Origin of the sequence: Evansella sp. AB-rgal1 (assembly GCF_041820985.1) — a bacterium.
GTDB lineage: Bacteria > Bacillota > Bacilli > Bacillales > Salisediminibacteriaceae > Evansella.
The window spans coordinates 64,623-90,110 of record NZ_JBGUAU010000021.1 but is presented as its reverse complement, the minus strand read 5'-3'; the positions used below and the strand labels follow the sequence as shown (position 1 = coordinate 90,110).

23 protein-coding genes, 1 riboswitch and 1 other annotated feature are annotated in these 25,488 nt (G+C 37.3%); of the genes, 11 read left to right on the top strand and 12 right to left on the bottom strand.

Annotated features, from left to right (window positions below; all coding sequences use genetic code 11):
* A partial coding sequence (locus tag ACERII_RS17550) for a glycerophosphodiester phosphodiesterase family protein (RefSeq protein WP_373644054.1) occupies window positions 1-949 on the top strand: 949 nt, incomplete at its 5' end.
* 91 nt (window positions 950-1,040) lie between these two features.
* Here ACERII_RS17550 and ACERII_RS17545 read toward each other — a convergent pair.
* The 3 genes from ACERII_RS17545 to ACERII_RS17535 form a co-directional block, all read right to left on the bottom strand.
* On the bottom strand, window positions 1,041-1,577 hold the full coding sequence (locus tag ACERII_RS17545; protein ID WP_373644053.1) for a GNAT family N-acetyltransferase: 537 nt from the start codon (window positions 1,575-1,577) through the stop codon (window positions 1,041-1,043).
* A 457-nt stretch (window positions 1,578-2,034) separates the two neighbouring features.
* Window positions 2,035-2,784: a class I SAM-dependent methyltransferase gene (locus ACERII_RS17540; RefSeq protein WP_373644051.1), complete on the bottom strand. Its 750-nt coding sequence runs from the start codon at window positions 2,782-2,784 to the stop codon at window positions 2,035-2,037.
* A gap of 98 nt (window positions 2,785-2,882) precedes the next feature.
* Window positions 2,883-3,650, bottom strand: a complete 768-nt coding sequence (locus ACERII_RS17535; protein WP_373644050.1) for a hypothetical protein — start codon at window positions 3,648-3,650, stop codon at window positions 2,883-2,885.
* 464 nt (window positions 3,651-4,114) lie between these two features.
* Here ACERII_RS17535 and ACERII_RS17530 point away from each other — a divergent pair, with 464 nt between their 5' ends.
* Window positions 4,115-4,363 (top strand): YuzF family protein, encoded by a 249-nt coding sequence (locus tag ACERII_RS17530; protein ID WP_373644049.1) that lies wholly within the window; start codon window positions 4,115-4,117, stop codon window positions 4,361-4,363.
* A 277-nt stretch (window positions 4,364-4,640) separates the two neighbouring features.
* Here the strand turns inward: ACERII_RS17530 and ACERII_RS17525 are convergent, their stop codons facing one another.
* A complete protein-coding gene (locus tag ACERII_RS17525) occupies window positions 4,641-5,543 on the bottom strand; it encodes a polysaccharide deacetylase family protein (RefSeq protein ID WP_373644048.1) in 903 nt (300 codons plus the stop codon).
* Window positions 5,544-5,709: 166 nt separating this feature from the next.
* Between ACERII_RS17525 and ACERII_RS17520 the strand changes: the two genes are divergently transcribed.
* From ACERII_RS17520 to ytkD, 3 genes are all read left to right on the top strand, one after another.
* Complete coding sequence (locus ACERII_RS17520) at window positions 5,710-6,498, top strand: formate dehydrogenase accessory protein FdhE (protein WP_373644047.1); 789 nt, start codon at window positions 5,710-5,712, stop codon at window positions 6,496-6,498.
* 1 nt (window position 6,499) lies between these two features.
* Entirely contained in the window at window positions 6,500-7,120 is a 621-nt protein-coding gene (gene mobA, locus ACERII_RS17515; protein WP_373644045.1) for a molybdenum cofactor guanylyltransferase, read from the top strand.
* A gap of 371 nt (window positions 7,121-7,491) precedes the next feature.
* Window positions 7,492-7,980, top strand: a complete 489-nt coding sequence (gene ytkD / locus ACERII_RS17510) for an RNA deprotection pyrophosphohydrolase (protein WP_373644044.1) — start codon at window positions 7,492-7,494, stop codon at window positions 7,978-7,980.
* Window positions 7,981-8,221: 241 nt separating this feature from the next.
* Here ytkD and ACERII_RS17505 read toward each other — a convergent pair whose 3' ends face one another.
* From ACERII_RS17505 to ACERII_RS17495, 3 genes are all read right to left on the bottom strand, one after another.
* Window positions 8,222-9,025: an ABC transporter permease gene (locus tag ACERII_RS17505; protein WP_373644043.1), complete on the bottom strand. Its 804-nt coding sequence runs from the start codon at window positions 9,023-9,025 to the stop codon at window positions 8,222-8,224.
* Complete coding sequence (locus ACERII_RS17500) at window positions 9,015-9,782, bottom strand: ABC transporter ATP-binding protein (protein ID WP_373644042.1); 768 nt, start codon at window positions 9,780-9,782, stop codon at window positions 9,015-9,017. Before ACERII_RS17500 ends, ACERII_RS17505 begins: the two co-directional genes overlap by 11 nt.
* A 112-nt stretch (window positions 9,783-9,894) precedes the next feature.
* Window positions 9,895-10,893, bottom strand: a complete 999-nt coding sequence (locus tag ACERII_RS17495) for an ABC transporter substrate-binding protein (protein WP_373644041.1) — start codon at window positions 10,891-10,893, stop codon at window positions 9,895-9,897.
* Between the two features lie 129 nt (window positions 10,894-11,022).
* Here ACERII_RS17495 and ACERII_RS17490 point away from each other — a divergent pair, with 129 nt between their 5' ends.
* Window positions 11,023-11,814 (top strand): alpha/beta hydrolase family protein, encoded by a 792-nt coding sequence (locus ACERII_RS17490; protein ID WP_373644040.1) that lies wholly within the window; start codon window positions 11,023-11,025, stop codon window positions 11,812-11,814.
* A 199-nt stretch (window positions 11,815-12,013) separates the two neighbouring features.
* Here ACERII_RS17490 and pckA read toward each other — a convergent pair whose 3' ends face one another.
* Window positions 12,014-13,600 carry a phosphoenolpyruvate carboxykinase (ATP) gene (gene pckA / locus ACERII_RS17485; protein WP_373644039.1) on the bottom strand — a complete coding sequence of 529 codons (1,587 nt, stop codon included), beginning with the start codon at window positions 13,598-13,600 and terminating at the stop codon, window positions 12,014-12,016.
* Window positions 13,601-13,933: 333 nt separating this feature from the next.
* A riboswitch (SAM riboswitch) is annotated at window positions 13,934-14,055 on the top strand.
* 176 nt (window positions 14,056-14,231) lie between these two features.
* Between pckA and metK the strand changes: the two genes are divergently transcribed.
* Window positions 14,232-15,440 (top strand): methionine adenosyltransferase, encoded by a 1,209-nt coding sequence (gene metK, locus ACERII_RS17480; protein WP_373644037.1) that lies wholly within the window; start codon window positions 14,232-14,234, stop codon window positions 15,438-15,440.
* Window positions 15,441-15,496: 56 nt separating this feature from the next.
* Here the strand turns inward: metK and ACERII_RS17475 are convergent, their stop codons facing one another.
* On the bottom strand, window positions 15,497-16,009 hold the full coding sequence (locus ACERII_RS17475; protein WP_373644036.1) for a gamma carbonic anhydrase: 513 nt from the start codon (window positions 16,007-16,009) through the stop codon (window positions 15,497-15,499).
* A 411-nt stretch (window positions 16,010-16,420) separates the two neighbouring features.
* Here ACERII_RS17475 and ACERII_RS17470 point away from each other — a divergent pair, with 411 nt between their 5' ends.
* Both ACERII_RS17470 and ACERII_RS17465 read left to right on the top strand, forming a co-directional pair.
* Window positions 16,421-17,206 (top strand): alpha/beta fold hydrolase, encoded by a 786-nt coding sequence (locus ACERII_RS17470; protein WP_373644035.1) that lies wholly within the window; start codon window positions 16,421-16,423, stop codon window positions 17,204-17,206.
* A gap of 184 nt (window positions 17,207-17,390) precedes the next feature.
* On the top strand, window positions 17,391-18,455 hold the full coding sequence (locus ACERII_RS17465; protein WP_373644034.1) for a tetraprenyl-beta-curcumene synthase family protein: 1,065 nt from the start codon (window positions 17,391-17,393) through the stop codon (window positions 18,453-18,455).
* A gap of 33 nt (window positions 18,456-18,488) precedes the next feature.
* On the opposite strand, the gene mnmM is transcribed toward ACERII_RS17465, so the two are convergent.
* Genes mnmM through ltaE form a run of 3 tightly spaced genes read right to left on the bottom strand, consistent with a single transcriptional unit; the run spans window position 18,489 to window position 21,063 of the window.
* Window positions 18,489-19,061, bottom strand: a complete 573-nt coding sequence (gene mnmM / locus ACERII_RS17460) for a tRNA 5-(aminomethyl)-2-thiouridylate-methyltransferase MnmM (RefSeq protein WP_373644033.1) — start codon at window positions 19,059-19,061, stop codon at window positions 18,489-18,491.
* Complete coding sequence (mnmL, locus tag ACERII_RS17455) at window positions 19,058-20,020, bottom strand: tRNA modification radical SAM protein MnmL/YtqA (RefSeq protein ID WP_373644031.1); 963 nt, start codon at window positions 20,018-20,020, stop codon at window positions 19,058-19,060. The genes mnmM and mnmL overlap by 4 nt, the downstream gene beginning before the upstream one ends.
* Window positions 20,021-20,046: 26 nt before the next feature.
* Window positions 20,047-21,063, bottom strand: coding sequence for a low-specificity L-threonine aldolase (gene ltaE, locus ACERII_RS17450; RefSeq protein WP_373644029.1), 1,017 nt, complete (start codon window positions 21,061-21,063; stop codon window positions 20,047-20,049).
* A 259-nt stretch (window positions 21,064-21,322) separates the two neighbouring features.
* On the opposite strand from ltaE, the gene ACERII_RS17445 reads away from it, so the two are divergent.
* On the top strand, window positions 21,323-22,531 hold the full coding sequence (locus ACERII_RS17445) for an MDR family MFS transporter (protein ID WP_373644059.1): 1,209 nt from the start codon (window positions 21,323-21,325) through the stop codon (window positions 22,529-22,531).
* Window positions 22,532-22,637: 106 nt separating this feature from the next.
* Window positions 22,638-22,879, top strand: a binding site (T-box leader).
* A gap of 113 nt (window positions 22,880-22,992) precedes the next feature.
* A complete protein-coding gene (gene leuS, locus ACERII_RS17440) occupies window positions 22,993-25,410 on the top strand; it encodes a leucine--tRNA ligase (RefSeq protein WP_373644028.1) in 2,418 nt (805 codons plus the stop codon).
* Window positions 25,411-25,488: the final 78 nt, after the last annotated feature.

The window sequence follows — 25,488 nt, the reverse complement described above, 5'->3', positions numbered from 1 at the left end:
AGAAAAGAAAATGAAACTAGCCATATTAAATGTGACATCTTCATCTAAAAAGAAAAAGGTAGTAAAATCAATTGCTATTATTATTGGTGTTTTCCTGTTCACCTGGGCAAGCATTTTTCTTTTTCCTGTATCGGAGCGCCCAAGTAAACCGTTTTTCGAATATGAAGAAGATAGGCCACTCGTTATTGCACACCAAGGAGGCGAGCGTCTTGCTCCATCGAACACATTAGTAGCATTCGAGAATGCAAGAGAACTCGGGGTAGATGCTTTGGAATTTGATATCCATATGACGATAGATGGACATCTAGTTGCAGTTCACGATTCTACTGTTAATAGAACGACAAATGGTTTAGGTCGAGTAAACGATATGCCGCTAGAACAAATACGAGGTTTAGATGCGGGTTATTATTTTGAAGATGAAGAAGGTAACTATCCTTTTCGTGGAAAAGGGATAACAATCCCCACGGTGGAGGAAATATTCGAGCAGTTCGGAGATATGAAATTAGTAATTGAGTTAAAGGCTACGAATGATGCACACCTTTACGAACCAATGAGTGACAAGCTTTGGGAATTAGTTCAAGAATATGACGTAGTTGATAATGTTTTAGTAGCTTCTTTTGAGCATACAATCGTTGAATACTTTCAACAAATTTCAAATGATCAGGTTGCAATCAGCGGTGGTAAGGATGATATAAAGAAATTTGTTATATTCCATAAATTATTCTTAAATAGTATATATCGACCTCAAATAGATGCATTACAAATACCAACAGAAGACTCTGGGTTTGATTTGACGGATAAAAAGCTTTTACGTGGAGCACATAACCGAGGAATGGATGTTCATTATTGGACAATTAATGATAAAGAAACGATGCAAGAACTAATTGATTTAGGGGCAGACGGAATTATCACCGATAGACCTGATTTAATGATGGAATTATTGAAATAGTTTTTTATGACAGGGGAAAAAGGGGGTCTTTTTCCCTTTCAATATTGAGTTCTAGTAAGTCTATATAGGCACCTTGTCTACACCTAATTTACTATATCTCATACTCCAACTGTATATCCCGTGGATCGCTTTCATAAAGCTGTTTGTTCACCTCTTTTGCATCGATGCAGCCAAGAGAACGATAAAATGCGATAGTTTCTTGTGATGATGCAGCACACATATAAAGTTTATCTGCTCCCCATTCCTTTGCCTTTTCCGTACACTTCTGAAAAAGTTGTTTGCCTATTCCACAGTTACGAAGTTGTTGTGAAACGAACATCGAATCAAGTAATACATACTTGGCTGTCTCGCCAAAAATATCATTATTTAATGTTACAAAGCCTACTAACCATTCCTCTTCATCGAATGCTCCAATTGCTACACCACCTCCTCGGATCGTTTCTTTCAGTGCATCACGATATTTTTCATACCCATCTGGCCAATCCTCTTCCATATAATTGATTGCAATAAGCTGATATTCACCATCAATGATTCGCCAGACTTTCTTAATATACTGGCTTGGGTCAATTTCGGATATTCGGTCACACTCTTCAACTAATAATTCTCGATAATACATTTTCTTTAGCATATTCTATTCCTCCAGTGTTTTATAAATGGATATGAAAAATATTCAATGTCCTGTGGGAAGTAGAGTAAAGGTGAGACGCCGAAGAGTGCTTGCACTCGAAGGTAGCTCGGCAGCTCCCCTAGGAAAGCGGTCAGGCTGAAGAGAATGGAATACCAACCATCAAAATTAGTATTTTAGATAGTCTGATAAACATATTATACGTGGGTAGACTCCCATGCAAGTGGAAATTTTGCACCATCAAGGTTGAAGATACGTTGTGAGATGAGCTTAGAACTATGCACTTCCTATGGAATGAGTGTAAGCCCATGAGGCTCCTAAGGGATGCAGAGCTAGCGCACCGACGAAGGAGTGCAGTAGGCTGTAGCTCCCCTAGGAACGCGAATGGGCTGAAACGAATGGAATAAAAATCAACAAAGTTAGTATTACTAGATAGTCTGATATACGTATTTTCAGTAGACTATAATTTTTGTAATACTGCAATTAACGCAGGAGAGTCCTCTGTATAAGGTTCATTTACATAACTCCCAAATAATTCATACTTTGAAAACGCAGATTTCTGAATCAACACTTCAAAATCCTTTTTCAAAAGAGGTCGAAGTTGAATCGAACTGGAATAATAAGAAGTGTCACCTTCGTTGTTATTCATAATTTTCAAATTCATGGAAAATAGTAACTGAGTTGGAGATAGTAATTCATAGTTCCTCTTGAATGTCATTCCTTTTTCACTGTTTCCAATGGACGGTAAACTCATAGGAGTCTTTTTTAATACGGAATCAAAATTTACTATTTGGATAATAAGAATACCATTATCGTTTAATCTACCATAACATAGCTGTAGCATTTTTAACATTTCGTCCAGATTGTGTAAGTGAACAAAGGAATTTCCGATACAATAAATACAATCAAAAGTAGTTGCGAGCTGCTCGATATCCAACATATTTACTTGCCTACTAGTTAAAGCAAGGGAAGGATTTTGTGTAATCTTCTCCTCAATTAATGAGATCATATCTTCACTTAAATCAGTTCCAATGACATCATAGCCTTGTTTTGCTAATTCAAGAGCTTCTGAACCTGAACCACATGCTATATCTAGCACTTTTACCTTCTGAACATTCTTTGGGAGCCTAGATTCAATAAATTCAATTGCCTTCATGTTTGTTCCAAAAATATCATCATAATAATTACTAAGTATTTTATAAAATTCCAATGATATCACCTCATATTAAGTAAACCATTTTTTCTCTTTCATGGTGGTGATTTAACTCACAAAAAAGAGAAGGTATAAACCCTTCTCTTTCAATATAACTAATCTTGCCAAAGCTCTGGATACTTTTCGAGCAAGTGTGTCATTACTTCCTCTTCAAATTGTGAGTACAAACTATAAAGGTAATCTTCGTCCACTTCATCAGAAGATTGATTGTGTTCATTAGAGAATGTAACGTGAATATCATTCCAAATAAAAGATTTTATAAACTTAAATTCTAAATGACGAATATATAAAGTCTCGCTAATTTTTCTCAATTCTTCGAGAAGGATTTGCGTTTTTAGATCATCTGTAATGAGGTTTTCACGTTCTACATATGTTAAAAATGGACTTTCTGAATAAGAGAAGTCTGCTCTATTTTCTGCTACCTCCAACCAAGCAATTAGATCTTTAGCTACCCATTCAGCTTCATCTTCCACATCATTTTCCTCAGCAACATTATCTCCCATTACATTGGTGAGGATATAATCAAGAATGGCGTGTTCAAAGAAGGATCTTTCACTCGGTTCTTCATATGATTCTGTTAGATTGACCATACTAAGTGCTTCTACAACGTTTTCGCGAACTTCACTTTCCTCTAACTGTTCGTCCTCTGTTGAATATTCTAGGTTGGAATTATCTTCTCCGACGATATTTATAGACTCTATTGTTTCAGATTGTTGCTGTTCTTCAGAATTAATCCTATCATTTGTTGTAACAGCTGGAGGTTCTTGAGTAATATCATCTCTATATAACAATAATAATGTAATTGACAGAGATAAAAGAAGAATTCCTCCCACCAAGAAAAATATCTTTTTTTGTATAGTCATGCTTTCACCTCAATATAGGTATGTAACAAGTTAAATAACACTATTATTTATACTGCTAGTATTTATTATAAAGGATTACTTCCAGAAACAAAACAACTTCGTAGGTTTTTAACAGTATCAACCTGTGTTAGTGATAAACTTACGACACTTATAAATAAAATAGTAAATGTAGGAATGAGAAAAATCGAGACTCCGCATCCCTGCGGGGTCTCGCCTAGCTCGCTATCCTCCAGGAATCTCTAACTTCCGTAAAAGTAACATGGCAAATATGAACATCGTCCATTAACATAGCCTTATGTAAAAGGAGATAATGTTATCATTAACGAACGAATAGAAGAAGATACATATGTTTATTTGTTTAGTATAAGTTCGATAAACATAATTGCTATTAGTTATTAGCCCACACCTTAAGATAATTGTAGGCATACAATGACATTGGTCTATGATATAAGGAGGGATCTTTTGTGTACAATCAATATTCTAATCACCAACAAGAGAGAGCAGAAGTAGAACTGGAGTATGCTGCTTTATATGATCCGTTTGTTGTGCAGTCATTACAATCGGTATTAGGTAGAAATGTAGTTGTAGAAACGAGTAAAGGGAGCATACGTGGTAAGTTAGCAGATGTAAAACCAGATCACATTTGTATTCATATGAAAGATGCAACATTTTTTATTAGAATCCAAGAAATAGTATGGTTTATGCCTTACTAAAAAGTTAGTTTTCAAAGGTCTCTTATTGACCTTTGAAAACTAACTTTATTTATTGTGAAACTATTTTTTTCCCTATGGATTGTGTCATGGAAAGAAGTCCAGCTCCAGCGCCTACTTGTTCTTCGGTAAACTCGTTCGCATTACTGCATAGAAGCCTATTCATGCAGTTCTTCGCTCGAGGTCATAGAACCTGCCAGATATAAAAGTGTAAGTTCGCACTTTAATCTGGCAGAACATTTGCTGTTCGGTAGTGATCTTAGGCACTTGTACTTCATTCTTAATGGACTAAAGAATACTCATGCAACGTTACAAATCTGTATCCCTCTGCTTTTAGTATAGGGATTGCTTCCATCACACCTTCTGCTGTACCACTTGAAGGTTGGTTCATATGTAAGAGCACAATGGAACCAGGTTGTGCATTTATTAAGGAATCTCTTACTTGGCTGCTGGAGAATGTTGCTCCTGCATCTCCTAACACATTATAATTCACAACCGTTAAACCTAAGTCGTTTACTATTTTAACTGCATATTCATCATAAAAAGCAGTACCAGAACGAAAAAACAGTGGTTTTTCTCCCGTTAAATTATGAATTAAATCTTGGTTACCCAGGACTTCATCAATAACTTTTTCAACAGAATTTGTAGCAGTAATCCCCCAGGCAGTTCCTCCTTGAACAGATAGAGGAAGGTGTTCTGTACCGTGGTTTTCGATAGTGAAAAGAGGATCGTTGCTTAGTTCTATAAAAATCTCTTCATTTTCTCTAATCCATCTAGCATTAAAGAATAAGGAAGCAGGTATTCTTTCTTCTCGTAAAAAATCTATTAAGTGTTCATCATAAGAGCTTCCATATGGACCGCCACAAGCATCAAAGGTTAATGCTATCACCTTTTCTTCAGAATCCAATCTTGTTTTAACTCCAGGAACATTTTCTCCCCATTGGATTGGTTCTATATTTTTGTTTTTCCACTTTAGTAGTATTTCTTCAATATCTATTTTTGGCTCCCTAATTTGTATATGAAAAGTTGGTAGTACCTCTCTCTCTGTTCTTGTATTATCATAAGCTAATGCTTGACGGTTAGCAGGAAGTGTCGTTACTTCTTCTATACTTATAAGATAAATTGTTAACAGAATGGATATAGCTATAAGGCTACTTGAGACTATCGTGATAATTTTTTTCATGAAGAAATTCCTCCTAAAATGGAAACTACTATTCTATTATTTTACCTTTTTCTTAGAAAGATACAATTGCAAATAAGAAAACTAGATTACCATCCATGGACTCAAATAGTAATCAACTATATAATAATTTGTATGAGTAAGATAATTTCTGTGGAGGTGAAGTAATATGAATCCAAATGTTGTAACCGAAGAATATGTGGAACTTCAAAAGAAGATAATGATAGAACAAGAAAACATAAAAAAAATAATACAGCCTCTAATACAACTACATATGAGTGAAGAAAGCTTTAATTATGAGATACCAGTTCTTCCACAATTACGTTCTATGCCAGTTCCATTGCCACTTTATCAAGATGCATTAAAGAATATATCAATGGTAATAAAAAATGAAAATCCTGATTTACCAGAAGAATTTCTTCAGTACATTGATAATCTGGCAAAGGAACAACTTGTAAATTATATTAAAGGAACAATTTTGTTTAAGACTGATTTCTTTCAGAAGGAAGCAAGACAAATTGGAATAGATCCTTGGTTACCACATTTTATTGCAGAACAGGCGTTACGTCCATTTATGCATATTGTTGGTGAGTACTGTAAACCATTCCTTAAGCATTTTGATGTTATGGGAACGTGTCCTTGTTGTGGAGAGCCACCGAGAATTGGGAAGGTGGAAGATGGTTATTTAAAGGTGCTTCTATGTCCTAGATGTGAGTCAAAATGGAAACAGAAGAAAGAATCTTGTGTTCATTGTGGGGAAGATCGAGAAGGGAAATTAATGTATATTTCGGTAGAGGAAGAAGATAATTCGTTTTTAGAAGTGTGCAAAACGTGCAGAAATTATATTAAATTATTTACTCTAGATTCGGAAAATGAAAAGAATGCTGCCCTTTTAGATTTAGAATCGTTACACTTGGACTTTGTGGCCCATGAAGAAGGGTATGGAGATCAAAATTAATATGAAAAAGTGTAAGAACATTACAGGTATTGTTCTAGCTGGTGGAAAATCAAAGAGAATGGGCCAAAATAAAGCTCTCTTAGAGATAAAGGGAGAAAAAAGTATTTTGCGAATATTAGAAAAACTAGAAAGGATAACATCAAACATTATCATTAATACGAATAGTCCTGAGGAATTCCAGTTCCTTAGTCATGATATAGTAGAGGACGAAATGAAAGATAAAGGACCTCTAGGGGGGATTTATTCAAGTTTGGTGCAATCTTCTTCAATTTGGAATTTCATTGTAGCATGTGATCTTCCTCACTTTAACGATCAAATTGCTCAATATTTAGTCTCATTAATAGAAAAAAACAATGTACAATGCGTTATTCCGGTTATTGATGAACGAATTCATCCATTGTATGGTGTGTACAATAAATCGGTATTGTCTACCGTTAAAAAGCATATTGAAAATAACTCATTGAAGATTACGGAAGTATTAAGAGAGCTAACAATGTACAGTGTGACTGAAAAGGAATTATTGGCAAACGGTTTTTCAGAAAAGGAAATTGAAAAAGCATTCTTTAATATGAATCGACCAGAAGATTATTTGTCTATACTGTCTTCCCCTCCATATGAATGAATTGATAAACCATGGCGGATGAAAATACATTATTAGATATTTTAGTAACATCAACTATAGATGCAATAAGTGTAAGCTCATGAGACTACTTGAAAATGCATACGCATTTTCTGCGTGCGGTTTGGTTTCAAGGTAGCTTATTCAATGTCCTGTGTGGCGATAGAGTATGGGCGAGACACCGTAGCGACGGAGTCGGAGTCGTGAAAGTGCTCGGCAACTCCCCTAGGAAAGCGAGCAGGCTGGAGCCGAATGGAATAAAAACCAACAAAGTTCTTAATGCTTGATAGTTTAACTCCACTTGATAACACGTATTTTCGAGGGTAGACTCAACTTGTTTATAAGATGATAAAATCGTCAATTATATTAGTAAGGTGGTGGTCATCATTATACATAAAACATTTACGGACTTCTATAATAACACTGTTACATTCTCCACGAGTGACCACCCTTTTTCAAGGAATCCAATGCATGTGTGGGTGATATGTCAATTTCGTGGTAGTTGGTTACTTACTCTTCATCCATCAAGAGGAGTAGAATTTCCAGGGGGTAAGGTGGAAGAAGGAGAAGAGCCAACAGAAGCGGCAAAACGTGAAGTTTTTGAAGAAACTGGTGGAAAAGTAAAGGATCTTCATTATGTGGGGCAATATAAGGTAGATGGAAAAACGGAAAAAGTAATAAAGAATGTATACTATGCTATTGTGGACGAGTTGATTACGAAGAAAAATTACTTTGAAACAAAAGGCCCGAAATTATTAAAAACTATCCCATCTGATGTTAAATCAAATCATGAATTTAGTTTTATCATGAAGGACGAAGTTTTAACTTATAGTATGGCAGAAATACAGAGACGTTTTATATAGTAGTGTGAGTGGCACTTGCAAAGTGGCTGGGCTAAGATTGTTATATCACCGGAGAAATCCGACGAAATGTATACTATTCGCTACGGAAATTTACTTCATTTTCCGAGGGTGGCTGGTGAGCCGCTTAGTGCTTTAGCACTCCTTGGGTCTCACCGTTGCCTTTTTATCCCGCACGCCGGAGTCTTCGTATATTTCCCCCGCTAAGATTACACATCATTCGGCTTCAAATGTTCTTTCCTCTCTATTGTTGGTGTTTGGTAATCAGTTTCTTTTCTAATAGCTCTACTAGCTGGTACATGATGGTTGCAAGGATAGCGATGATGATAAGTGATAACATTACCATCGTGAAGTTAAATACTTGGAATCCGTATACGATCATGTAGCCGAGGCCTTGCTTTGACACAAGGAATTCTCCAACAATGACACCTACCCAAGCTAAACCTACATTAACTTTTAACGTAGAGATGATGGTTGGGTAAGAGGCAGGAAGAATAACAGAGAAGAACGATTGCTTTTTTGTTGCACCAAAAGACTTTATAACTTTTAAATAATTTTCGTCAACATTTTTAAATGCGCTGTAAACGACCATTGTTGTTATTACAACAGATATTAAAGCCCCCATTGCGATAATAGAAGTAAAACCTGGTCCTAAACCAACAATTAAAATAGGACCAAGGGCTACTTTTGGCATCGAATTTAAAATCACAATATAAGGATCCAATACCCTTGATAAAAATGGTGACCACCAGAGAATACCAGCCATCATTGTTCCTAGAATGGTACCGAGTAAAAAACCTAATATTGTTTCAAACAAGGTGACAGAAGTGTGTGTAAATAAACTTCCATCTTGTATTCTTGTTAAAAACAGATCCCAAACTCTTGATGGAGAACTAAATAATAACGGATCTATCCACCGATTTGCAGTAGCAACTTCCCAAAATGCAAAGAAGAAAATGAGGATCGCCACTTGAGTTAATCGAATATATCTTTTTTCCTTCAGAAGTCGTCTCGTATAATCTTTATGGAGCTGAATATTACTTTTCAAGGGACTCCAACTCCTTCCATACCTCTTGAAACCTTTCATTATATGTTGGGTGATTCCTTGTTTCAAAAGGTAATTTGGATCGTATATCCTCAGGGATATTAAAAATACGCTGCACTTCCCCAGGACTATGTCCAAGTAATACAACTCTGTCACTCATTGCAATTGCTTCACCAATATCATGAGTAACAAGTATAGCCGTTTTTTGATGCTCTTTAATTGTTGAAAACACAAGGTCTTCTAGTTTGAGCTTTGTTTGAAAATCTAGAGCTGAGAATGGCTCATCTAACAACAATAATTTTGGATCTGTAGAAAGCATTCTAACAAGTGCAACTCTTTGGCGCATTCCCCCAGATAATTGGGTAGGATACTCTTTCAATTTATCTCCTAATCCCATCTCCTCTAATAGATACAAAGCATGTTCTTTTGAGTCTTTTGTCAGCTTTCCCATTGTTTTTAATCCAAGGGTAATATTGTCTTCAATGGTCATCCATGGAAATAAATAATCTTGCTGTAACATATAACCCGTTTCAGGGGTAGGCTTTTTAATTTCCTTCCCATCTAACTGGACTGACCCTCGTGTGGGTAAGATTAGCCCAGAAATTAATGATAGGAGGGTGGTTTTCCCACATCCACTTGGCCCTATTAGTGAGACAAATTCTCCTTCTTCCACGGAAAAAGAAATATCTTTAATAGCTTCTGAAAAAGTATCCTTTGAAAAAAAGGTTTTATCCACTTTATCTAGCTGTAAAAAAGCCATTGTAACCTCCTAACTGAATCAGAATTTCTTCTGACTCATATTGAATGTTCCTAGACGTTGCCCGCCCACTATGATCCCTTCATAGTGGGCAAGTAGGCAACAGTCAGTTTATTTATTCATTCATAATTTTTGTTGAAACATCAGTATCAACCAAATCACTATATGGAACTTCCATTGGTAACTCTCCAGCTTCTTCCATGATTTCCTGAAGTAAATACCATGCTTCTTCTTGCAATAATGGTGCTTCAGCATAAGATCCTTGATCACGGTAGCGTTCTACAACTTGCTCAATTGTTTCTAAAGAAGTATCCTCAAAATAATCCACAATAGCTTTCGCTACAACGTCTGCCGGTTGTTCTTGCACCCATTGTTGTGCACGATATAGTGCTCTTGTGAATTTTTCAATTGTCTCTGAGTTTTTATCTAAATAACTTGCTTTTGCCATATACACAGTATATGGAATGTTACCTGATTGAGTTCCAAAGGAGTCTACGATATAACCAATTCCATCTTCCTCAAATTGAGTTGCTTGTGGTTCAAATAGCTGAACGTAATCTCCCGTACCTGATGCAAAGGCAGAAGGAATATTCCCAAAGTCGATATTTTGAATTAATTCAAGCTCATTATGGGGATCAATTCCATGTTGCTTTAACACAAACTCACCAACCATTTGCGGCATACCACCAGCACGTTGACCAAGAAATGTACTTCCTTTTAAGTCATCCCACTCAAAGTTCTCAACAGGTTCTCGTGATACAAGGAATGTTCCATCCGTTTGTGTTAGTTGGGCGAAGTTAATCGCGGGATCATTTGCCTCTTGAGCATATACATAAATGGATGTTTCTGCCCCAACAAGAGCAATATCAATTCCATCCGATAGGAGTGTCGTCATTGTCGTATCTCCACCCCATGTAGTCGTCAAATCTACATCAAGACCTTCATCTTCAAAGAAACCTTGGGATAACGCTACGTATTGTGGGGCATAAAATATTGATCTAGTAACCTCCCCTACTCTAACTTCTGTTAAATCATCATTATCTGAACTACACGCAGCTAAAAACGCAGTTGTTAATAAAATAAAAATTAATAACCCGTATTTCACCAATTTCATTTTTGTTTCCCTCCTGAAAAGAATAGGTATACGCTGATGTGATAAATTATGAAGAAAGATCATAAAATGTGATTCAGAACAGAAAAAATGTTATTTTAAATGTAGTCATAAACGGAAAGGTGCGTATTCATGGATGATTTAATACTTGATGAAACAGTAATCCCTTCCCCTAGTGAAGACTTAAAACTTTCTATCGTTACATACAAATCAGGGGAGTTAAAAGTTAAAGGATACCTGTTGGAACCTGTGAAAAAAGGGAATTATTCTGGGCTTTTATACTTACGTGGAGGAATCCGTCATGTTGGGATGGTTCGAATATCGCGAATTACTCAATATGCTTCAGAAGGTTTCGTTGTATTTGCACCATTTTATCGCGGTAACTTAGGCGGGGAAGGTACGGAGGATTTTGGAGGGGAAGACCGAGTAGATGCCATAGCTGCATACGATGTGTTGTACAGCAGGGGAAATGTAACGAAGTATATCCATGTTGTTGGTTTTTCTCGAGGAGGTATGATGGCAGCGTTTGTTTGTAAGGAGAGAAAAGCAACGTCAATGGTAACCTGGGGGGGAGTGTCAGATTTAGCTTTCACTTATGAAGAGCGACCGGACTTACGTAAAATGTTAAGAAAAGTTACAGGTGGATCACCGGAAAAAAACATAGAAGCGTACTTAGAACGATCACCAATTATGTATACAGAAAGTATGAATTGTCCTATCTTAATAGTTCACGGAAAAGATGATAAAAGTGTAGGTTTACAACATGCCATCTTATTGGAAAATAAATTAAATGAAGAAAAGAAGGATGTAGAAAGTTGGTTATTCGATGGGGTAGGTCACACATTGTTAGTGAAAGAGCAGTTAGCTATTACAAGGGAGGTAACTGCCTGGCTGAGAAAGGTGGAAAAAAGGAGCAAAGGATAAAGTGGTAGGCACTGGGGATGCCTACCATTTTATTAAAGGATAAGAATTTATAAAATTTTTTTGAACTTAGAAAGGTGTCTAGCTCCATGCGCCAGGACCTCGTGTCAAATAACCTGGCCGATTAAAAAGTAAAAAGCACTTTTTATTGTCCAGAACATTTGCATTTCGGTCCTGAGAGGGCGCATTGCGCTTTTCTTATTTATATATTCGGTCCAGAATTTTTCACAGCAAGAGATACAGAGTAGAATTGTTCAAAGTTAGTTTGAAATTTTTGTGCAAGGAGCAGGGCTTTTTCCTTATAATCCTCTTTATTTTTCCATGTTTTCATAGGCTGTAATAATTCATCAGGAACACCAGGACAATGTGCAGGAATATGAAGTCCAAACACTGGGTCCCTTGTAGTTTCAACCGTATTTAATTCTCCTTGTAAAGCAGCTCGAACCATTGCTCTAGTATAGGCTAAATCCATTCTTTTCCCCACTCCATAAGGGCCACCAGACCATCCGGTGTTAACAAGAAAAACATCCACATTATGCTCTGATATTTTCTGACCTAACATACTCGCATATCGATATGGAGGAAGAGGAAGAAATGGTGCACCAAAACATGTGGAAAAGGTAGCTTCTGGTTTTGTAACACCCCGCTCTGTTCCAGCTAACTTACTTGTATATCCCGATAAAAAGTGGTACATCGCCTGTTCCTTCGTTAATTTACTAATCGGAGGAAGCACTCCAAATGCATCTGCAGTAAGAAAAATAATAGTGCTAGGATGACCAGAAATACTTGGATTTATAGCATTGGGAATGGACTCAATGGGATAAGCTGCACGAGTATTTTCTGTATAAAAAGTGTTACCATAATTTGCTTCCCTTGTTTTCTCATCCACTACTACATTTTCCAATACTGAACCAAACCGCAATGCCCTATAGATTTGTGGTTCCTTTTCTGGTGATAAGTTGATGCATTTTGCATAACAACCACCCTCGATATTGAACACACCAGTTGTGGACCAACCGTGTTCATCATCACCAATTAAATTTCGATAAGGGTCGGCAGAAAGTGTTGTTTTACCAGTTCCAGATAAACCAAAGAATAGTGCCACATCTCCTTCTTCTCCAACATTGGCTGAACAATGCATTGGAAGAACGTTTTGATCAGGTAATAGATAATTCATAACAGAGAATATGGATTTCTTCATTTCTCCTGCATACTCTGTTCCACCAATTAAAACTGTTTTCTTTTCAAAAGAAATAATAACAAAAGCTTCAGAATTTGTTCCATCATGTACTGGGTCTGCACTAAAACCAGGTGCAGAAATGATAGTAAACTCAGGGAGAAACGTTGATAATTCCTCTTCGGAAGGTCTGATGAATAATTGTCTAGCAAATAAATTATGCCATGCTAGTTCATTGATAATTCTAAGGGAAACATTGTTTTTTTTATCTGCACCTACATATCCGTGGCGGACAAATAATTCTCCTTTTTTACTCAAATAGTGTAACACTTTAGAATATAGACGCTCAAAATGAGCAGAGGATATTGGTTGGTTTACTTTTCCCCATTCAATATTTTTTTGTATGGAACGTTCATGGACGATAAATTTGTCTTTTGGTGAACGACCAGTATATTGTCCGGTTGTAGCTTGAAATGCTCCACTAGAAGTTAGAATCCCTTCCTTTCTTACTAGTGCCCTTTCAACTAATTGAGCAACAGGCAAATCATAGAAAACTTTATCACTTCTTTGCAATAAGCGTTCTAATTCCAGTTCAAATTGTACTGTACTCATTTTTTCACCCCTTCTAGTTACACTGAATATCTTATATAAGATATTAAACTTTAATTAGTATAACGTTAATATAAAATTAGTATATACTAATTGTTGGAGGTTTGTAACTGTTTTATCATAGTTTTTTTCGTTTTTTCTTTGTATAATTTTACCTGAATGAATTATCCATCTAATTACAAACTAAAGATAAGTATGAAGGGAAAATTTCGTAATCATTTAATAGAAAATACATTTGAAATATATGTATGAGAAGATTGCTTGCCGAGCCATATAGGATAATATTGGTTGACAGTTCATAGGAAATCAGTTATTCTTTTTGCGAATGGATGGATACTCTTATTCCGAGATGGCGGAGGGACAGGCCCGAAGAAGCCCAGCAACCATCACCTACGAAAAAAAGGTGAACGGTGCTAACCTGCAAGACATATATACAAATATGTCTTGAGCGATAAGAGGAGAAAGGCGAATGGGATTACCTTTTCCTCACTTGGAAAAGGCTTTTTTATTGCTTGTTTTTATAATAAAAATTGGTGAAGTCTGATTATCGATTAGTACCATTCTGCTGGGAAACGAGTACCGTCGCTTCAATAAACATATCCTAAATGGGAAAAGAAATAAGGAGGTACGTACTGTGGCAGAAAAACGTCGTTTATTTACTTCTGAGTCAGTAACAGAAGGGCATCCAGATAAAATTTGTGATCAAATTTCTGATGCCATTTTAGATGAAATATTAACCAAAGATCCGAACGCTCGTGTAGCTTGTGAGACATCTGTAAATACAGGCCTTGTTTTAGTCGCGGGTGAAATAAGTACAAGCACATATGTAGATATTCCAAAGATTGTTCGTGAAACAATAAAAGGAATTGGTTACACAAGAGCAAAATATGGTTTCGACTATGAAACTTGTGCTGTATTAACATCGATTGATGAGCAATCACCTGATATTGCTCAAGGTGTTGATAGAGCATTGGAAGCTCGTGAAGGACAAATGAGTGATAACGAAATTGAAGCAATTGGTGCTGGGGACCAAGGTTTAATGTTTGGTTACGCTGATAACCAAACACCGGAGCTAATGCCTCTTCCAATTTCATTATCACATCAACTTTCTCGTCGTTTAAGTGAAGTGAGGAAAAAAGAAACGATTGGTTATTTACGACCTGATGGAAAAACACAAGTAACGGTTGAATATGATGAAAATAATCAACCAAAAAGAATTGATACAATTGTTATTTCAACACAGCATCATCCAGAAGTGACAAATGATCAAATTGTAGCTGATTTAAAAGAGCATGTAATCAAACCAATTGTGCCAGCTGAATTAATTGATGAAAACACTAAATATTTTATCAATCCTACTGGGCGTTTTGTTATTGGTGGGCCCCAAGGAGATGCTGGATTAACAGGAAGAAAAATCATCGTTGATACTTATGGTGGATATGCTCGCCATGGTGGAGGAGCTTTCTCAGGGAAGGATCCTACAAAAGTAGACCGTTCAGCAGCATATGCAGCACGATATGTTGCGAAAAATATAGTGGCCGCTGGTCTTGCGGATCGTTGTGAAGTACAATTAGCTTATGCTATTGGTGTAGCACAGCCTGTGTCTATTTCCATTGATACGTTTGGAACAGGGGCAGTTTCCGAAGAAATCTTGGTTGATGTAGTGCGAGATAACTTTGATTTACGTCCTGCAGGAATCATTAAAATGTTGGACCTTCGCCGTCCAATATATAAACAAACGGCAGCATATGGGCATTTCGGACGAACGGACTTAGATGTTCCGTGGGAAAAAACAGATAAAGCAGCAACTCTAAAAGAACAAGCGTTAAGGGCTTCAAAATAAGTAATGAAAAAGGGAGTATCCATAGATACTCCCTTTTCCTGTCATAATAAATACAACTATTTTTGTAAAGTTTTATAATACTGTCCTTTTTCAACATACTCTCTTCGAATACGATCCATTTCCATTATATCTTTATCTGTTAGCTTTCTAACTACTTTCGCTGGTCTACCAAACGCTAATGTTCTCGGGGGGATTTTCTTGCCCGGTGAAACTAAACTACCGGCCCCGATAAATGCGTTTTCACCAATTTCTGCACCATCTAAAATAGTTGATCCCATTCCCACAAGAGCATGTTTTTTTACAACACAACTATGTAATATACATTGATGGCCAATCGTAACACCGTCTTCTAGTACTAATGGTGCATTGGGACTTTGATGCAACACAGAATTATCCTGTATATTTACATGCTTGCCAATGAGTGTAGGTGCTACATCTCCACGAATTACAGTATTAAACCAAACACTTGATTTTTCACCGATAGAAACATCTCCGGTTATCACTACTCCGTCCGCAATAAAAGCAGACTCATCTATTTCTGGGTGTTTATCTTTATAAGGGTATATCATTATTTGAATCCTCCTTTTTTCACATTTTATCAAAAGGCTACGTTAAAGGACAATGCTTGATTTTTTCCACTTGCCTGGAAGGCTACTGAAAATTGCACCATGAAGGATGAAAATACGCTGACTAGAAGTTGGTTAGTACTCACAACTATATATGAATGAGCGGAATTTAACGAGACACTGTAGCGACGAAGTCGTGAGGTGGCTCGACAACTCCCCACAGAAAAGTGAGCAGGCTGGAGCGAATGGATACAAACCAACAAAGTTAGTATTACTACATAGTACGATACCAATATTTTCAGGGTAGCCTATAAAAAATTGATTTAGAAATGTCATTATGATGTCACTTGACTAGTATATGTAAAAAATTAGAATATAGTAAGTAAAGAAAGTAATATACGGGGAGGTATATATATGTGGAAGTGGGAAGCAACGAAACCAAAAGGTGTTTTTGTTATTGTGCATGGTGCAGGTGAATATCATGTTCGGTATAAGTGGGTGATTAAGAAGTTAAACCAATTAAACTATCATGTGATAATGGGGGATTTACCTGGACAAGGAACAACGGAAGGACCTAGAGGTCATATCACCTCCTTTCAAGATTATATTACAGTAGTAAATACCTGGCTTAAAGAGGCAAGGAAGTACGATTTACCTATCATTTTACTCGGACATAGTATGGGGGGCTTAATTTCTATCAACACACTTCTCACCATGGACGAGGAAGAATTACCTAATGTTGTGGTATTATCTTCCCCATGTTTAGGATTAGTGAATGATCCTGGTTTTTCAAAAAAAGCTCTAACGAAAACATTAAATGTAGTATCTCCAAGTCTTCGATTTCCATCTGGGCTTGCTCCAGGTTCTGGAACTAGGGATGAGGTGATGAGGAAACGCGATTTAGGTGACAACCGATTAATTAAACATGTAAGTGTTCGTTGGTATAGAGAACTTGTAAAAGCGATGAAAAATGCCCACAATCGTGTAGGAGACTTTCCAGACATTCCGCTACTTGTGACTCAAGGAGGAAATGATTTGATTGTGAATAAAGAAAATGTCACTCCCTGGTTTAATCAACTTCCTATTCATGATAAATATTATAAAGAATGGGATGGGTTGTATCACGAAGTGTTGAACGAGCCTGAGAAAAATAAGGTTCTTGCACACCTCCTAGCATTTGTTACTATTCAGCTGACATGATAAAGTAAGTACTATTATTAAAAGTAGTGACCGTTTTTTGTAGACGGAAGGGTTTAGAAAGTAAATCCTTCTAAGATCATATTTAAAACCAGAGTCACTGAAAATACGTAACTCTCGTTTTCAGTGACTCTATAAATTTTAGAGGGAGTAAGAGCAATTGAACGGAAGATGGGAGAGAAGGAAAGTGAAGATACCAACAAATTCTTGGTCATTAATGTACCAAGTCTATAAAAAAGTGCTTCCGAAAGTACATGAGTACCTAAATGAATGGAAAAAACGAGCAGAAGCTATTCCAAATCCGGAATTAAGGCAGCAAGCATTAGCAAGCATTGAGACAAAGACATTTCACTGTGAAGGTGGTGCCATTTATAGCCTATTGGCAGGGGATAGAAGAGAAGACGTCATTAAGTTTATTGTTGCTTATCAAACGATTAGTGATTATTTAGATAATCTATGTGATCGAAGCACTTCTCTTGATCCAACGGATTTTCGGGCTTTACATGAATCTATGCCTGCTGCGTTAAATCCTAATAGTGAGCTGGAAAACTACTATCGATATAGAAATGAGCAAGATGATGGAGGGTATTTGGCCGCACTTGTGACTACTTGTCAAGAATGCATCAAGAGTTTTCCCAGCTATTCTGTTGTTCAAGCAGCAAATGTAGAGTTGGCTGAACTATACAGTGACCTACAAGTTCATAAGCATGTGAAGGTAGAAGAACGTGTCCCACGACTTGAAGCTTGGTTTGAAGAACATAAACATAAAGTACCGCAAATGACGTGGTATGAGTTTTCTGCAAGTTGCGGTTCCACATTAGGGATTTTCTGTTTAACTGCGTATTCTGCCAGTTTACCTAATTTCTCTGTAGAGTTAGCTGAAAAAATAAAAATGGGTTACTTCCCATGGGTTCAAGGAATACATATTTTAATGGATTATTTTATTGATCAAGAGGAAGACAGACTAGGGGGAGATTTAAACTTCTGTTTTTATTATAAAAATGAAGAGGAAATGATTGAGCGGATGAAGTACTTTTATTTTCAAGCAGACAAAAGAATGAAGGACATGCCCCATGCAAAATTTCATCGATTAATTAGTAATGGTTTATTAGCGATTTATTTAGCAGATGATAAGGTGAAGAAAGATCCTAAACTTAGGAAAAAAGGGAGGGAGTTCATCCGCAGTGGTGGAGCACCTACTTTATTTTTCTATATAAACGGATGGATCTATCGAACGAAGAGTGGAACGTAAAAGAGTAGCGTGACAGTTTTCACGCTACTCTTTCTATCTTTTTTCAATAGCAATAATGAACGGTGGATTATTTCTTTGATTCGTAAATCCATATTGCAATACATGATATTGTTCTTGAGGAAGGCTTTGAACAAATGGTAACAGTTCATCTCGTTCTTTTTGTCCTTCTGGATGACCATGATAAACGACAAGTACTAATATTCCTTCTTTTTTTAAAGAGTGTAATAGTTGTTGTATCGCGGATATCGTTGTTTCTGCAGTAGTAACAATTTCTTTATCTCCACCAGGAAAGTACCCTAAATTAAAAATAGCCCCGGCTACCTGTTGAGCATGATCCGGTAAGAAGTGTTTATCTATGTTTTCATGTCCGTCATGAATCAGCTCTACTCTATCCAATACTTGATGGTCCGAAAGCCTTTTTCGAGTCGCATCAATGGCGGTAGTTTGAATATCAAAGCTATATACTTTCCCGTGTTCTCCAACTAAGTTTGCTAAAAATAATGTATCGTGACCATTACCAGCGGTGCCATCCACTACAATGTCACCGTGGTACACAGCTCTTGTTAAAAGCTCTCTCGCAAAAGGAAGAATACCTAACAGCCTCATTTTAGAATAGCTCCTTTTACCTCTGTGTAGTATTTTCCTTGCCAACTGTTCCGATTCTTTAGCTCTGAATCAATACCGTTTAAAACTTGCCACTTATTTAAACTCCACATAGGACCTATCATTAAATCCGCTGGTCCATCTCCAGTTAGTCGGTGAATCACCATAGAAGGAGGAAGAACTTCTAGTTGGTCACAGACAAGCTGGATATAATCTTCTGCACTCATAAACTGTAGTAAGCCTTTTTCATATTGCTTTACCATTGGGGTTTTCTTCAACAAGTGTAATAGATGTATTTTTATCCCTTGAACATCTAGCTTTGCCACTTCTTTCGCGGTTTCAAGCATCATTTCATTCGTTTCTAATGGAAGCCCATTAATGATGTGGGAACAAATACGAATATTATGTTTCCTAAGCTTTTCCACGCCGTCTACATAACATTGATAGTCATGGGCACGATTGATTAGGTTTGCTGTTCTTTCATGCACAGTTTGTAGGCCTAACTCTACCCACAAATACGTTCGTTGATTTAATTCAGCTAAATATTCCACAACATCATCTGGAAGACAATCTGGTCTTGTTGCAATAGAAAGCCCTACAACATCTTCTTGTTCAAGAATAACTTCAAACATTTCTCGAAGTTGTTCTACTGGTGCATAGGTATTTGTATAAGCTTGGAAATAACCGATATATTTTCCTGACTTCCATTTTTGGTGTAGCTTTTCCTTTATTGTAGTGAATTGGGTAACGAGGTCATCTTTTCGATCTCCAGCAAAGTCACCAGAGCCCCGTTCACTACAGAAAGTACAACCTCCATGTGCAACTTTTCCATCTCGATTCGGGCAATCGAAGCCCCCATCTAATGGCACCTTAAAGATTTTTTCTCCAAATTGACTCCGTAAATGATTATTCCAAGTGTAATATCGTTTTTCACCAAAAAAAGTTGGGATTTGCTCTTTCATAGTAATACGAACTTCCTTTCAACCAATCATAATTTTTGAAGAATAGTAATCACTTCATCTATATTTTTTTTGCTGATATCTACGTGTGTTGTAAAACGGAGAATTGTTGGTGAAAAAGACACAGCAAGAATATTATTATCTTTTAGTAGCTTTAACCACTCAGCTGATGTTTTACCGCTCTTTGTGGTATCTGCTAAAATGATGTTCGTATCTACAGGATTTATAATCTCTAATTCTGTGTACTCTCCTAATGCGCTAGCAAGCAGTTTCGCATTTTCATGATCTTCTTGCAGTCTCGTAACACCTGTTTTTAGTGCGTATAATCCAGGGGCTGCAATAACTCCAGCTTGTCTTAATCCGCCACCAAGCATTTTTCTCTTCTTTCTTGCTATGTCTATGAATGATTTTTCTCCAACAAGAAGTGATCCAACAGGTGCTCCAAGACCTTTTGACAAGCAAAACTGAATGGAGTCTGCATAGTTTGCCATTTCTTTAACAGATGTATTAGTTGCAACAGCCGCATTGAAGATCCTAGCTCCATCCATATGGACTGGAATTCTGTACGTTTGAGCCAGTTCATACACTTCTTTTAGATAAGCAATTGGTAAAACAGACCCTCCACTTCGGTTATGAGAATTCTCTAACCAGATGAGTGCTGTTTCAGGGCAATGAATATCTTCAGCCCGGATAGCTTCTTCTATATCATCTACCTTCATTTTACCGAACTCGTGAGGGAGAATCCGAGGTTGCACGCCAGCAAATGCTGCAATAGCTGCTCCTTCATATAGGAATAAATGAGCGTCCTTGTCCATGATAATTTCTTGTCCAGGACGTGAATGTGCTAATACAGCCGCTTGGTTTCCTTGTGTACCACTAGTAACAAAAAGTGCGGCTTCTTTTCCAAATAATTGTGCTCCATAAGTTTCTAACTCATTTACAGTTGGGTCTTCACCGTAAACATCATCTCCAACAATGGCTTGAGCCATAAGCTGTCTCATTTGTTCTGAAGGCTTTGTCACTGTATCGCTTCTTAAGTCTATCATCCTTTTCTCCCCTGCTTTCAAATAATCTTTTCCAATCCTATCATACATTAATATTGCTGTCATAGTCATTTTGGAGGGAGGTGTGGAAATATATTGTAGGGAATTATCACTTCACACCATGATTAGATGAGATCTATTTCACTCCATACCATACGTCACTCCTAGACGAGAACTGATAAATAAAATTTATTGATAAAATACCTAACATGACATACTATTTACTTAGAGAATCGAAATAAGGAGGATCTTCATGCCTAAAATGCCAAAAGCAATTTGGTTACTTGTTATAGGAATGGCTATTAACGTCACTGGGGCGTCTTTTTTATGGCCTTTAAATACAATTTATATAAGTCAAGAATTAGGTCAACCGTTAACCATTGCTGGATTAGTCCTTATGTCCAATGGGGCTGCAGGTATAATCGGTAACTTAATTGGAGGAAAACTATTTGATAAAATTGGTGGTTTTCGTACGATAATCATGGGGCTCTCCATTACTACAAGTAGTGCCTTTATTTTAGCGATGTTACACGAATCGTTCATAGCTTATGTTGCTCTTTTAATGGGGCTTGGCTTCGGAGCTGGATTGATGGTTCCTTGTATGTATGCGATGGCAGGTGCCGTTTGGCCAGAAGGTGGACGTAAGCCATTCAATGCCATGTATGTGGCTCAAAATGTGGGCGTTGCAACAGGTGCTGCAATTGGAGGGTTTCTAGCAAGCCTTCGTTTTGACTTTGTTTTTTTTGGTAATGGACTAATGTACGTTGTTTTCTTTATTATCGTTTTATTCTTTTTTAAAGATTTGCAACCAAAAAGAGAAGCAGGTACTACTACAAATGTATTTGAACAAGGAGCTGTGGTGGAAAATAGAAAGAGGTTTAATGCACTTATCGTTTTATGTATTGGTTTCCTCATTTGTTGGGTTGCCTATACACAATGGGCTTCTACCATTTCCGTACATACACAAAACCTTGGAATTCCATTAAGTCAATATAGTTTGCTTTGGACAATTAATGGGGGAATGATTGTTTTTTGTCAGCCTTTCGTTAAATTCTTTATTGTTCGATGGTTTACTTCACTAAAAGCGCAAATTTATGTAGGAATTGTTATTTTTTCATGTGCCTACTTAGTTTTGTCAAAAGCAGAGATTTTTACAGCATTTCTAGTGGCGATGATCATTTTGACGCTTGGTGAAATGTTTGTATGGCCAGCGATCCCTACGATAGCTCATCAATTGGCACCAGAGGGGAAAGCAGGCTTTTATCAGGGGATAGTAAATAGTATTGGAACTGGTGGAAGATTAATTGGACCGTTCTTCGGAGGCTTATTGGCTGATATTTATGGTATGTCTGTATTATTCTATGTTTTAGCAGCGATGTTTGTTATTCCGATCGTAACTACAGCTCTATTTGATCGAAAAATAGAAGGTCAAACTTTTTCAAGAAAAAAAGTGGAGTCTCGTGCTTCCTAGTTTCTATGTTTAATTGTTTGGAAAAATGTACAAAATAATGATAATCATGCTTGACACTTGCATGTAGCATGAATACAATAGCAAGTAATTACAATTATTAATAAGTCGAAAGATGACGACAAGGACTAGTAATGAATCATGATGTGTCAGAGAGTTAACGGTTGGTGAAAGTTAACCATAATGATTGATGAACTCACCTTGGAATTGCAAAGAGGAACAGGTTATCCAGACGAACCTTAGTAATCTTTGACGTAAAGCCTACGTTACAGGTGTGAGCGAGCGTTCAGATATGGAGCGCTAACGTGGGTGGTACCGCGGGAAGGATATATTCAGCCTCTCGTCCCTTGATAACACTAGGGATGGGAGGCTTTTTGTATTTTGGTACAGTAAAGCGTAAACGTAAGGACCGTACTAAACCGGATTTACGTCGTCTTTAGATAATCATATAGGAGGTTTTGACGATGACATTTGACCACAAACAAGTGGAACCAAAATGGCAAAAATTTTGGGAAGAAAACAAAACATTTAAAATGACTGAGGATGCAACGAAAGAGAAGTTTTACGCATTAGACATGTTTCCTTATCCATCTGGAGCAGGGTTACATGTAGGACATCCGGTAAGTTACACTGCAACAGATATCTTATCGCGTATGAAACGGATGCAAGGATACAATGTACTTCATCCTATGGGGTGGGATGCTTTTGGATTACCTGCTGAGCAATATGCTTTAGATACAGGGAATCACCCACGTGAATTCACTCATGAAAATATTGATACATTTCGTAGACAAATTAAATCCCTTGGTTTTTCGTATGATTGGGATCGTGAAGTAAACACGACGGACGAAAAATATTATAAGTGGACACAATGGATATTTATTCAGCTTTATAACAAAGGACTAGCATACATTGATGAAGTTGCAGTTAACTGGTGCCCTGCCTTAGGTACGGTATTAGCGAACGAAGAAGTTATCGATGGAAAAAGTGAGCGCGGAGGTCATCCCGTTGAACGACGTCCTATGAAGCAATGGATGTTAAAGATTACAGCCTATGCGGATCGTCTCTTAGAAGATTTGGAAGAACTAGATTGGCCTGAAAGTTTAAAGGATATGCAAAGAAACTGGATCGGTCGTTCAGAAGGTGCAGATGTTCAGTTCGATGTAGAAGGAAGAGATGATTCTATTACTGTTTTCACGACTCGACCGGATACACTTTTTGGTGCAACCTATATGGTGTTAGCCCCAGAGCATAAATTAGTGTCTGAAATTACGACTGAAGATCAAAAAGCAGCAGTGGAAGAGTACCGAAAAAAAGTTGCTACGAAAAGCGATTTAGAGAGAACAGAACTAGCGAAGGAGAAAACAGGAGTATTTACTGGAGCTTACGCAGTAAATCCAGTATCAGGGGAGCAGGTTCCAATCTGGATAGCTGATTACGTCTTAGTGAATTATGGTACTGGTGCTATCATGGCAGTTCCAGGGCATGATGAACGGGACTATGAGTTTGCGAAAACATTTGATCTTCCAATTAAGGAAGTTGTATCTGGGGGAGACATTTCGATGGAGGCTTTTGCTGGAGATGGACCTCATGTAAACTCTGAGTTTTTAGATGGACTTGAAAATGCAGAGGCTATTACGAAAATGATTGCATGGTTAGAGGAAAATAACCGAGGTCAAAAGAAAGTAACATATCGACTACGTGATTGGTTATTTAGTCGTCAAAGATATTGGGGAGAGCCAATTCCTGTTATCCATTTTGAAGATGGTACGATGAAAACAGTTCCGGAAGAAGAATTACCATTAGTGCTTCCAGACCTTGATGAATTTAAACCATCAGGTACGGGAGAATCTCCTTTGGCGAATGCCGAAGACTGGTTATATGTCACGGATCCTGAAACTGGGAAAAAAGGCCGTCGTGAAACGAATACGATGCCACAATGGGCAGGTAGCTGCTGGTATTACCTTCGTTACATTGATCCAACAAATGAGGAGCAGCTTGCAGACCCTGAATTATTAAAGCGGTGGTTACCAGTGGATATATACATTGGTGGAGCAGAGCACGCGGTATTACACCTTCTTTACGCTCGTTTTTGGCATAAGGTTCTTTATGATATTGGAGTAGTATCAACGAAGGAACCGTTCCAAAAGCTATATAACCAAGGAATGATTCTTGGTGAAAATAACGAAAAAATGAGTAAATCAAAAGGGAATGTTGTAAATCCTGATGATATTACGGAAACTCATGGAGCGGATACATTACGTCTATATGAAATGTTCATGGGTCCGCTTGATGCATCCATCGCCTGGAGCACAAATGGATTGGACGGAGCTCGTCGATTCCTAGACAGAGTTTGGAGACTAATTGTTACTGATGAAGGAAATTTAACTCCAAAGGTAATCGATGGAGAGGTTTCAGCTGAGATGACTCGTACCTATCACCAAACGGTGAAAAAGGTAACAGAGGACTTCGAAGGCTTACGTTTTAATACAGCTATTTCACAAATGATGGTATTTGTAAATGAAGCATACAAGCAAGAGCAACTTTCTAAGTCTCAATTAGAAGGTTTTGTAAAACTTCTTTCTCCAATCGCACCACATATGAGTGAAGAGCTTTGGAGTAAATTAGGACATTCCGATACGATTGCATATCAAACATGGCCAGTGTTCGATGAAACGTTATTAGTACAAAACGAAGTAGAAGTAGTTGTTCAGGTGAATGGCAAGCTTCGTGCTAAGCTAGTAATTGCGAAAGATGCAAGTAAAGAAGTGTTGCAAGAAAAGGCAATGGAGCTTGATAAAATTAAAGAAGAGATTGAAGGGAAGACGGTGCGCAAGGTTATTGCAGTACCAGGGAAGTTGGTTAATATTGTAGCTAATTAGTTCCTTGATTTTCTTAAGATAATAAAATAAGGCTTCTTCAAAAGGTCATGCGAATGATTATATTGGAGGAGCCTTTTT